We start from the raw sequence: 10,463 nt of genomic DNA on the forward strand, positions 1-10,463 counted from the left end.
CGCAAGCCCGCCGGCCGGCGGCGCGCGGGGGAATCAAATGACAACAGCGCGCCGAAACGCTGGCACCCATGTGTGCCCCGGCAGGAGTATGTGATATGAGCAACGTGATCGAACAGCTCGAGAAAGAGCAGATCGAAAAGCTTTCCGCCGCCCGCGAGACCCCGGCCTTCCAGCCCGGCGACACGGTCATCGTCAACGTGCGCGTGAAGGAAGGCGAACGCAGCCGCGTTCAGGCTTATGAAGGCGTCGTGATCGCCCGTGGCGGCTCCGGCCTGCACGAGAGCTTCACCGTCCGCAAGATTTCCTACGGCGAGGGCGTGGAGCGCGTGTTCCCGATCTACTCGCCGATCATCGATTCCATCAAGGTCGTGCGCCGCGGCAAGGTGCGCCGCGCCAAGCTGTATTACCTGCGCGACCGCCGCGGCAAGTCCGCCCGTATCGCCGAGCGCGTGGACCGCAACCGGACGGCCGGCAAGAAGGGCGCTGCCGCGCCCGCAGCCGAATAAGGCTGTCCGCCGCCGGGTAGAGCATGATCTTCCGGGAGCATGCTTCAGGCAATGCCGTTCAGGGCGATCCGATACGTTGTCGGGTCGCCTTTTTGTTATTTTGTGTCGCCCGTGCCGCCTGCATAAAAACAATTGTTCGCCCCCTCGGGCTGTGTTAAGAACCGTTCTTATGACGATGACGTTCCCGCCCCTGTTCCTGCCTGTGACGGCGCGCGCCGCCGCCCGGCAGGTCGCGCGGCCCCGGTGGCCGACGACGCAGGAGTTTGCGGCGTTGCATGATCACGCGCGTCTGCCGTGGCGTTTCTTCGGGCGTTTCTCCGCCTCGCTTGCTGCCGGCCTTAGGCGCTGACGCCTTCGCGGCGTCGGTCGCGTCCGCCTGCATGGCGCGGTGGACGGGCCATTCGTTTCCCCAATATTGCGAAGATGGCGCGCAATCGCCGCCGATCTTCCGATATTTCCGCCAGTCTTCCGATATTTCAAGGTGCGGTCATGGCCGATAGCCTGCACGACAATGCGAAACCGCGTACACTCTATGACAAGATCTGGGACGACCACGTTGTCGCCCGGCAGGAGGATGGCACCTGCCTGCTCTATATCGACCGCCATCTCGTGCATGAGGTGACGAGCCCGCAGGCGTTCGAGGGGCTTCGTGTCGCCGGGCGCAAGCTGCGCGCGCCGAACCGCACGCTGGCGGTGGTCGATCACAACGTGCCGACCACCGACCGCTCGAAGGGCATCGACGATCCCGAAAGCGCCCAGCAGGTCGCGACGCTGGCCGAGAACGCGCGTGACTTCGGCGTCGAATATTACAACGAGCTGGACAAGCGGCAGGGCATCGTGCACGTCGTCGGGCCGGAGCAGGGCTTTACGTTGCCCGGCACCACCATCGTCTGCGGCGACAGCCACACTTCCACGCATGGCGCTTTCGGCGCGCTGGCGCACGGCATCGGCACGTCCGAGGTGGAGCATGTGCTCGCCACCCAGACGCTGATCCAGAAGAAGGCGCGCAACATGCGCGTCACCGTCGACGGCCGGTTGCCCGAGGGCGTCAGCGCCAAGGATGTGGTGCTCGCGATCATCGGCGAGATCGGCACGGCCGGCGGCACGGGCCATGTCATCGAGTTCGCCGGCGAGGCGATCCGCTCGTTGTCGGTCGAGGGCCGCTTGACGGTCTGCAACATGACCATCGAGGGCGGCGCGCGCGCCGGCATGGTGGCGCCGGACGAAAAGATCTACGACTATCTCAAGGGTCGTCCCAAGGCGCCGCAGGGCGCGGCGTGGGAGGCGGCCGTGCGCTACTGGGACAGCCTGCGCACGGACGAGGGCGCGTTCTTCGACCGCGAGGTCGTGCTGGACGGCGCCAACCTGCCGCCCATCGTGACGTGGGGCACGAGCCCCGAGGACGTGGTGTCTGTCGCCGGCGTGGTGCCGAACCCGGACGACATCGCCGACGAGATGAAGCGGCAGGCGAAGTGGCGCGCGCTCGACTACATCGGCCTCAAGCCCGGCACGAAGATCACCGACATTCCGGTGGATCGCGTGTTCATCGGTTCCTGCACCAACGGCCGCATCGAGGATATCCGCGCGGCGGCGCGCATCGTCGCCGGCCATCGCGTGCATGAGAGCGTGAAGGCCATGGTGGTGCCGGGCTCCGGCCTCGTCAAGCTTCAGGCGGAGGCGGAGGGGCTCGACCGCATCCTGATCGATGCCGGCATCGAGTGGCGCGAGCCGGGCTGCTCCATGTGCCTGGCCATGAACGCCGACAAGCTGGAGCCGGGCGAACGCTGCGCTTCCACCTCCAACCGCAATTTCGAGGGCCGGCAGGGCTTCAAGGGGCGGACGCATCTCGTCTCGCCGGCGATGGCGGCGGCGGCGGCGATCGCCGGGCGCTTCGTCGACGTGCGCGACTGGCGCTGAACGGAGGACAGCCGATGACGGACGAGACGCCGGACAGGATGGAAATCTGGGGCAGGCGTCTCGGGCGCGGGCTCGCCTGTGTCGCGCTCGGCGTGCTGTTCGTGCTGTTCGTCATGAATTTCGGGAGCGAGCCGTGAGCGATGGCATAGACCGCTGGCGCGACGCCATGGCGCCGGGTCTCGACGTATTCGAGGATCTGGCGGCGGCCGCCTTCGCCGCGCTGCCGGAGGAATTCCGGCGGCTGGCGCGCGATGTCGTCGTCCGCATCGAGGACTTTCCCGACGACGAGACGCTCGACGCGATGGAATGCGAGACGCCCTTCGACCTGCTCGGCCTCTTTCAGGGCAACGGGCTGGCGCAGGGCGGCGGCCTGCCGTGGACCGGGCAGATGCCCAACATGGTGTTTCTGTATCGCCGGCCCATTCTCGATTACTGGGCCGACCACGAGGAAACGCTGGGCGGCCTGATCACCCATGTGCTGGTGCACGAGATCGGCCACCATTTCGGCCTTTCCGATGCCGACATGGAAGAGATCGAGCGGCGCGCCGGGCAGGACGAGGGCGACGGCGGCTCGGGCTGAGGCATCAACGGCTGAAACGCGGCGTTATCAGCATAAGGATTTTCACGATGGAAAAATTCAACCAGTTGACCAGCGTGGCGGCGCCGATGGAAATCGTCAACGTCGACACCGACATGATCATCCCCAAGCAATATCTCAAGACGATCAAGCGCACGGGTCTCGCGCGCGGCCTGTTCGCGGAAATGCGGCTCAACGAGGACGGCACGGAGAACCCCGATTTCGTGCTCAACAAGCCCGCCTACCGCAAGGCGCAGATTCTGGTGGCGGGCGACAATTTCGGCTGCGGCTCCTCGCGCGAGCATGCGCCGTGGGCCTTGCTCGATTTCGGCATCCGCTGCGTGATCTCGACCTCGTTCGCGGATATTTTCTACAACAACTGCTTCAAGAACGGCATTCTGCCGATCCGCGTCACGCCCGAGGAACTCGACCTGCTGATGGACAACGCCCGGCGCGGCGAGAACGCGCGCCTCACCGTCGATCTGGAGGCGCAGACGATCACGGCGTCAGACGGCGAGGTGGTGGCGTTCGACATCGACGCCTTCCGCAAGCACTGCCTGTTGAACGGTCTCGACGACATCGGCCTGACGATGGAAAAATCCGGGGAGATCGTGGATTATGAGGCCCGGAACGCCGACGAGCGCCCGTGGGTGTGACGCGCGGGCGCGTCGGTATCGATAACCAACAATCAGAAAAGGCGTGCGTCGATGACATCCCACAATCTGCTGCTCCTGCCGGGCGACGGCATCGGACCCGAAGTCGCGGGCGAGGTGGAAAAACTCGTCAACTGGTTCTCGCAACGCGGGATCGCGCGGTTCGAGGTGGAGAAGGATCTCGTCGGCGGCGCGTCCTTCGATGCGCATGCCACGGCGCTGACGGATGCGGCGCTGGGCCGGGCGCTGGCGGCGGATGCGGTGCTGTTCGGCGCCGTCGGCGGGCCGAAGTGGAACGACGTGCCTTACGGCGAGCGCCCCGAGGCCGGCCTGCTGCGGCTGCGCAAGGATCTGGGCCTGTTCGCCAACCTGCGCCCGGCGATCTGCTATCCGGCGCTCGCGGAGGCGTCGGCGCTCAAGCGCGAGTATGTGGACGGGCTCAACCTCGTCATCGTGCGCGAACTCACCGGCGGCGTCTATTTCGGCGAGCCCAAGGAGATCGTGACGCTGGAGAACGGCGAGAAGCGCGCCGTCGACACGCAGATCTACACCACGCACGAGATCGAGCGCATCGCGCGCGTGGCCTTCGAGCTGGCGCGCCGGCGCTCCGGCCGGGTGGCGTCGGCTGAGAAGCGCAACGTGATGAAGACCGGCGTGCTGTGGCATCAGGTCGTCAGCGAGGTGCACAAGCATTATCAGGATGTCGCGCTGGAGCACATTCTCGCCGACAATTGCGGCATGCAGCTCGTGCGCAACCCGAAGCAGTTCGATGTGATCGTCACCGACAACCTGTTCGGCGATCTCCTGTCGGACGTGGCGGCGATGCTGACCGGCTCGCTCGGCATGCTGCCGTCCGCTTCGCTCGGGGCGGAAGATCCGGCGACCGGCAAGCGCCGCGCGCTCTATGAGCCGGTGCACGGTTCCGCGCCGGACATCGCGGGGCAGGGGCTCGCCAACCCGCTCGCCATGATCGGCTCCTTCGCCATGGCGCTGCGCTATTCGTTCCAGCTCGGGGAAGAGGCGGATCTGGTGGAAAAGGCGGTGGCCAACGTGCTCGCGGCCGGCATTCGCACCAGGGACATCGCCGCGCCCGGCGCCAACACCGTCGGCACGGGCGAGATGGGCGACGCGATCATCCGCGAGCTGGAATCGCTGGTGCAGTAAGCGCTTTACTCGCCTTCGCCTTATTCGCCTTTCGGGGGCACCGGCTGCGGCACGCCGCCGCATTCGGGCCGCCGGCGTTCGTTGGCGGCGGCGAAGAGCGCGGCCGCCGGCGTTTCCCGCGCGGCTTCCGTCACCGCGAGGTGATCGAGGAAGCAGGCGATTTCCAGCGGCTCCACCGGCGTCGAATCGCAGAACCAGCCCGATATCTGCCACCCCGCGACATCCGTCTGCCTGAACGCCTGGCAGACGCGCTCCGTGCCTTCGTGGTTCAGCCGCACGTCGGTGATTTCCGCCGGGCCGAACTTCGTGTCTTCCATGGTCAGGCGGCCCATGCCGGTGATGCCGACACCCGCCTCCGCCGACCGGCGCGCGAGATCGACGAAAAAGGTCGACGCCGGCGGCGCTTCGCGGCCGAGGCGATAGATGGACAGGCGCAGATGCAGCCCCTCGTCGTGGTAATCGCCGAAGGCAAGCACATCCTCGCGTCCGCCGAGCGCGTGCTCGCGGGCGACGTAGCGCGCGGGAAGATCGATCAGTTCGCGCGTGCGCAACCCGTAGAGCGGCTCCGCCGCCGGAATGGTCGTCCAGATGGCGGGCTTGTCGTCGAGCGCGTCGATGGCGGGCGTCGGGCGGGCCACGTAGGTTTCCGGCGGGGTGAGAAAGGCATCGCCGTTGCCGGGGCCGATGCCCGGCACCTTGAGCGCCGCGATGCCGGCAACCAGCGTGACAGTCAGCACGAGCGACACGACCGATACGCGTTTGCGCCGCTGCCGGCGCGCCCGTCCTCCGGGTTCCGGCTCGCCGGACCGGCTGTTCTCGTATATGTTGCCTGATGCCGTGAACGTCATCGCCGTTTCCAGGGTGAATGCGTCATCGCCGCGCCCGCGCCGCAGCCTGTCCGGCCCGCCAGCCTGAACGCCGCCCGAACCGCGTGCATCCTACACGCACCGAAGCCCGGCGGGGCGACGGCGGCGCGAATACCTGCCCGCAACGTAAACGGAAAGTTACCGTAAAAACGTTTTCCACAGGCTTTGCACAGGCCGCGCTCAGGCTTGCCGTCGCAACCGTGCCGCGAAGAACCCGTCGAGGCCGGCGAGGCGCGGCGTCTCGTGCGGCAGGTGGTGGGGCAGGGTGCGCAGGTCTCCCTGCGCATTGACGATGCCCGTAATGCCGCCGGCTTCGTCCGGCGTGGCGGGGGCGCGCTTGAAATCGGGATGGCGGGCGAGAAAAGCGGCGATCTGGTCCTCGCCCTCCTCGGGCTCCAGCGAGCAGGTGCTGTAGACGAGCCGCCCGCCGGGCCGCACCAGCGCGGCCGCGCGGTCGAGCAGCGCGGACTGGAGCGCGGCGAGGCTCGCGATTTCCTCCGGCTTCTTGATCCAGGCGACATCCGGGTGGCGGCGGATGGTGCCGGTGGCGGAGCAGGGGGCATCGAGCAGCACGGCGTCGAAGGGCTCGGCGCTGAAGGTGCGGGCGTCGGCCGCCACGGTCTTCACGTCGAGCCGCAGGCGCGCCATGTTTTCCGCAAGGCGCGCGAGGCGTTCCGGCGAACGGTCGAGCGCGGTGACGGCCGCGCCCGCCGCCGCGAGCTGGGCCGTCTTGCCGCCCGGCGCGGCGCACAGGTCGAGAACGCGCTCGCCCGGTTGCGCGGCGATCAGGCGGGCCGGCAGGCTCGCCGCCGCATCCTGCACCCACCATTCGCCGTCGGCGTAGCCGGGCAGCGCCGGGACGTGCAAGCGTTCGTGCAGGCGGATCGACCCGTTGGGAAGCAGCAGGCCGCCGAGACGCTCCGCCCAGCCCGGCGCGTCCGACTTCACGGAGATGTCGACGCCGGGCTCGAAGCGCAGCGCCCCGGCGATGGCGCGCGCCGTCGCCGCGCCATAATTCTTGCGCCAGCGCTCCAGCAGCCAGGACGGCAGGTCGTCGGCTCCGGTGTCGGCGAGGATGGCCTCGCGCGCTTCCGCCACCCGCCGCAGCACGGCGTTGACGAGTTTCGCGTAGGGAAAGGCGCGCCGGTCCGCCTTTGCGTGATGGACGGCGAGATCGACCGCCGCGCGGGCGGGCACGTCGAGCAGCAGGATCTGCGCCGCGCCGACGATCAGGATTTCGGCCAGCAGACCGGACTTCGGCGGCAGGCCGCGCGGCAGGCGTGCGTCGAGCGCCGCGCGGAGGGTGCCGAGGCGGCGCAGCGCGGCGGTGACGATGGCGCGCGCCAGCGCCCGGTCGCGCTCGTCGAGCGTCGGGCCGTCGCCCTGCGAAAACTGGCGCTCCAGCGCCTCGTCGAGCGCCAGCCGTTCCAGCAGGATGTCGGCGAGCGTCCATGCCGCGACGCGCCGCGCCGCAAGGCCGCGCGGGGCGGGAGGGGCCGCGCGGCGGGGGCGCGGGGAAGGGGCGTTGCGGGGAGCGTCGTCTCCCGGCCGGTTGCGCTGCACGCTGTTGTGTCCTTATTATGCGTTACGAGAATGGCTGTTTCGGTGCGCCGGACAACACCGGATCATTTCCGCGTTTTTCATCGAGCGCTTTCCGACCGGAAGGCGCTCAAAGGAGGCATGATGTCGTCGCGACCTGAAAAGAACCTTGCCGACCGGCAACTTCCGCCCGTGCCCGTGACGCGCAAGACGCTGACGCCCGCCGCCGAGCGGGCGCTGGCGGAGGCGGCGAGCCGGCGCGCCGTCATCGACGGCAAGGCCAACGCGCTGGCCGAGCGCCGGGAGGTCAACGGCCGCGGCGGATTGGAACCGGTGCGCTATGACGACTGGGAAGTCAAGGGCATCGCCAGCGATTTCTGACGCCGCGGCAGGGGCGGGCGCCATATCCGGCACATGACAAAGCCGCCGCCGCCGCATAGAACGGTGCGCGGAAGCCGGAACCTCTTTCCTGCATTCATGCAAACGGCGTCAGGAGAACATCGATGGGCGATGGAGCAGACAAGCGGCTTGCGGCGATCCGCCGTCTCGTCGCCCATGTCGCGGAGAAGGCGCCGCTCGGCCTTTCCGTCCGCCTGTGGAACGGCGAAACGCTGCCGCTCGGCCCCGACGCGGGCGATCTCGCCGTCGTCATCCGCTCGCCGGAGGCCGTCACGCGGCTGGTGCGCGCGCCGCGCCTGCGGACGCTCGTGGAACTCTTCGGCGCGGGCGAGATCGACATCGCGGGCGGCACGCTGTTCGACCTCGCCGCCCGCCGCGGGGAAGCCGGCAAACGGTTGTGGAAGCGTCTCGACAAGGGGCTCGTGCTGCGGGCGCTGCTGCCGTTCGTCTTCGGCGCGGGCAGGGGAGACGGCCCAACCTATGCCTACACCGGCGCACAGACGGCGCGGGACGCGCAGGGGCGCGACAACAAGGCGCTGGTGCAGTTTCACTATGATGTGTCGAACGCCTTCTACGGGCTCTTCCTCGATCCCGAGATGCAATATTCCTGCGCCTGTTTCCCCACCTGGGAAACGGAGCTTGCCGAGGCGCAGCAGGCCAAGCTCAACATGATCTGCCGCAAGCTGCGGCTCCGGCCCGGCGAGCGCTTTCTCGACATCGGTTGCGGCTGGGGCGGGCTCGTCTGCCATGCGGCAAGCCGCTACGGCGTGAAGGCGCACGGCGTCACCTTGTCGCAGGCGCAGTTCGATTTCGTTCAGGACAAGATCGCGCATCTCGGCCTTGCCGACCGCGTGACGGTCGAGCTGAAGGATTACCGCGCGCTCGACGGCGCGTTCGACAAGATCGCCTCCATCGGCATGTTCGAGCATGTCGGGCTCGACAACCACGCCGCCTATTTCGGCAAGCTGCACGCCCTGCTGCGCCCGCGCGGCCTGCTGCTCAACCACGCCATCACCCGCCCGGCCAAGAAGTCGAAGCGCGCCTTCCGGCGCAAGCGGCCGGAATATGCCGCGATCGTCGACTATATCTTTCCCGGCGCCGAACTCGATCATATCGGCGGCACCGTCGCCGGCATCGAGCGGCATGGCTTCGAGGTTCATGACGTGGAAGCCTGGCGCGAGCATTATGCGCGCACCACGCGGCTGTGGTGCGAGCGACTCGCGGCCAACCGCGACAAGGCCGTGGCGGAGGTCGGCGAGGCGAAGACGCGGCTGTGGCTGCTTTATCTCGCCGGCGTGTCGCTCGGCTTCGAGCGCGGCACCATCGGCATCTTCCAGACGCTGGCCTCGAAGCGCGCCCGCGGCGCATCCGGCCTGCCGCCGACACGCGCCGATCTTTACGTCTGATCGTCTCCGGCGCTTCCGGGAGCGAGGGGCGGAAACGGCGGCCGGGCAAGGTCGTTGCCCGGCCGTAGCGTGATCACGCGGCGCGCGCGTGTTCGAGGAAGGTGCGCACCTTCTCCTTCAGCTTTTCCGCGCTGCCGGCCAGGTCGCTCGACAGCGTGAGCACGTAATGCGACGATTCAGCCGTATCGTGCATGCTGCCCGCGATGCCCGCCGTGTTCTGGGCCACTTCCGAGGTGCCCGCCGCGAGTTGCTGGATGTTGTGCGAAATCTCGTGCGTGGCGCCGCCCTGCATCTGCACGGCGCCGGCCACGGCGCGCGCGACGTCGTTGAGCGCGCCGATCACCTCGCTGATCTCGTGGATGACCTTGACGGCGTTCGCCGTGGACGCCTGCACGCCGGCGATCTGCGTGCTGATCGTCTCCGTGGCCTTGGCCGTCTGGTTGGCGAGCGTCTTGACTTCCGTGGCGACGACCGCGAACCCGCGCCCATGCTCGCCGGCCCGCGCCGCCTCGATGGTGGCGTTGAGCGCGAGCAGGTTCGTCTGATCGGCGATCCCCGCGATGATGCTCACGACATCGCCGATGTTCTGCGTCTCCGTCGACAGTTCTCCGACCTGGGTTTCCGCCCGGCTCGCGCCTTCGCGCGCGTGGTCGGCGAGTTCGGCCGCGTCGGCAACCTGACGCGAGATCTCGGCGATGGAGGCGACAAGCTCTTCCGCCGCGGCGGCGACGGCGTGAACGTTCGCGCTCGTCTGTTCCGAGGCTCCGGCGACCGCTTCCGTCTGCCCCAGCACGCGCTGCGACATGGAGGATATCTCCGCCGCCATCTTGTTGAGCCCGCGCGCGCTTTCATCGAGATGCGAGACGATGCCGCCGACCGCGCCCTCGAAATCGTCGGCAAGGCCGTTCACGGTGGCGGTACGCTCCCGCCGGCCGGTTTCCAGGTAGATGCCGATCACATAATCCATGTCGAGCATCACGGCCTTCGTCAGCGCCTGCTGCAAGGCAAGCCCGTCGTTCTGCCGCAGGTAGGCCGGCCACCACGCGGGCAACTTGCCGCCGCCTCCGTTGCGGGACTTCCCCGTCGCATCGAGCAATGCGCAGAGCAGAAAGTTGTAGCCGCCGATGTACCATTTCGGCTCCAGCCCGATGCGGCTGTGGACCTCGCCGATCTTCGTGACGGAAGCGAGATATTCCGCGCCGAACTCGGCATCCAGGATGATCTCCCAATGCCGGATCTGCATGGCCTTGGCATGCATCATGTGATCGCGGCTGCGGAAGAACGCGCTGGTTTCCGGGAACAGGGAAATGTAATCGTAGAACTTGTCCATCACGTCGGGAAGAAGCCCGAGAACGATATCCTTGTTCTGCTTCAGTATGCGTCTTTCAGGCTCCATGATGCCATGAAATTCATGTCTATTGGAGGTGGTCAGGGGT

General features: G+C 67.8%; 12 protein-coding genes. 9 read left to right on the forward strand and 3 right to left on the reverse strand.

Annotated features, from left to right (window positions below; all coding sequences use genetic code 11):
• Positions 1-95: 95 nt before the first annotated feature.
• The 7 genes from rplS to leuB all read left to right on the forward strand — a co-directional run bounded on the left by rplS (position 96) and on the right by leuB (position 4,817).
• Complete coding sequence (rplS, locus tag ACOYJQ_RS16615; protein WP_433460016.1) at positions 96-506, forward strand: 50S ribosomal protein L19; 411 nt, start codon at positions 96-98, stop codon at positions 504-506.
• 169 nt (positions 507-675) lie between these two features.
• On the forward strand, positions 676-855 hold the full coding sequence (locus ACOYJQ_RS16620) for a hypothetical protein (protein WP_433460017.1): 180 nt from the start codon (positions 676-678) through the stop codon (positions 853-855).
• Between the two features lie 140 nt (positions 856-995).
• Entirely contained in the window at positions 996-2,423 is a 1,428-nt protein-coding gene (gene leuC / locus ACOYJQ_RS16625; RefSeq protein ID WP_433460019.1) for a 3-isopropylmalate dehydratase large subunit, read from the forward strand.
• 14 nt (positions 2,424-2,437) lie between these two features.
• Positions 2,438-2,560 carry a hypothetical protein gene (locus tag ACOYJQ_RS16630; protein ID WP_433460021.1) on the forward strand — a complete coding sequence of 41 codons (123 nt, stop codon included), beginning with the start codon at positions 2,438-2,440 and terminating at the stop codon, positions 2,558-2,560.
• Between the two features lie 29 nt (positions 2,561-2,589).
• Positions 2,590-3,003 carry a metallopeptidase family protein gene (locus tag ACOYJQ_RS16635; RefSeq protein ID WP_433460040.1) on the forward strand — a complete coding sequence of 138 codons (414 nt, stop codon included), beginning with the start codon at positions 2,590-2,592 and terminating at the stop codon, positions 3,001-3,003.
• Positions 3,004-3,050: 47 nt separating this feature from the next.
• Positions 3,051-3,656, forward strand: coding sequence for a 3-isopropylmalate dehydratase small subunit (gene leuD, locus ACOYJQ_RS16640; RefSeq protein ID WP_433460022.1), 606 nt, complete (start codon positions 3,051-3,053; stop codon positions 3,654-3,656).
• A gap of 51 nt (positions 3,657-3,707) precedes the next feature.
• Positions 3,708-4,817, forward strand: coding sequence for a 3-isopropylmalate dehydrogenase (gene leuB / locus ACOYJQ_RS16645; protein WP_433460023.1), 1,110 nt, complete (start codon positions 3,708-3,710; stop codon positions 4,815-4,817).
• A 20-nt stretch (positions 4,818-4,837) separates the two neighbouring features.
• Here leuB and ACOYJQ_RS16650 read toward each other — a convergent pair whose 3' ends face one another.
• Complete coding sequence (locus ACOYJQ_RS16650) at positions 4,838-5,665, reverse strand: hypothetical protein (protein WP_433460025.1); 828 nt, start codon at positions 5,663-5,665, stop codon at positions 4,838-4,840.
• A 198-nt stretch (positions 5,666-5,863) separates the two neighbouring features.
• Positions 5,864-7,246 (reverse strand): RsmB/NOP family class I SAM-dependent RNA methyltransferase, encoded by a 1,383-nt coding sequence (locus ACOYJQ_RS16655; RefSeq protein WP_433460027.1) that lies wholly within the window; start codon positions 7,244-7,246, stop codon positions 5,864-5,866.
• A gap of 120 nt (positions 7,247-7,366) precedes the next feature.
• Here ACOYJQ_RS16655 and ACOYJQ_RS16660 point away from each other — a divergent pair, with 120 nt between their 5' ends.
• Together ACOYJQ_RS16660 and ACOYJQ_RS16665 are read left to right on the forward strand one after the other, a co-directional pair.
• Positions 7,367-7,603 (forward strand): DUF1674 domain-containing protein, encoded by a 237-nt coding sequence (locus ACOYJQ_RS16660; RefSeq protein ID WP_433460030.1) that lies wholly within the window; start codon positions 7,367-7,369, stop codon positions 7,601-7,603.
• A gap of 122 nt (positions 7,604-7,725) precedes the next feature.
• On the forward strand, positions 7,726-9,027 hold the full coding sequence (locus tag ACOYJQ_RS16665) for a class I SAM-dependent methyltransferase (RefSeq protein ID WP_433460033.1): 1,302 nt from the start codon (positions 7,726-7,728) through the stop codon (positions 9,025-9,027).
• A gap of 73 nt (positions 9,028-9,100) precedes the next feature.
• On the opposite strand, the gene ACOYJQ_RS16670 is transcribed toward ACOYJQ_RS16665, so the two are convergent.
• On the reverse strand, positions 9,101-10,459 hold the full coding sequence (locus ACOYJQ_RS16670) for a methyl-accepting chemotaxis protein (RefSeq protein WP_433460041.1): 1,359 nt from the start codon (positions 10,457-10,459) through the stop codon (positions 9,101-9,103).
• Between the last annotated feature and the right edge of the window lie 4 nt (positions 10,460-10,463).

Origin of the sequence: Pseudochelatococcus sp. (assembly GCF_050946405.1) — a bacterium.
Classification (GTDB): domain Bacteria; phylum Pseudomonadota; class Alphaproteobacteria; order Rhizobiales; family Beijerinckiaceae; genus Pseudochelatococcus.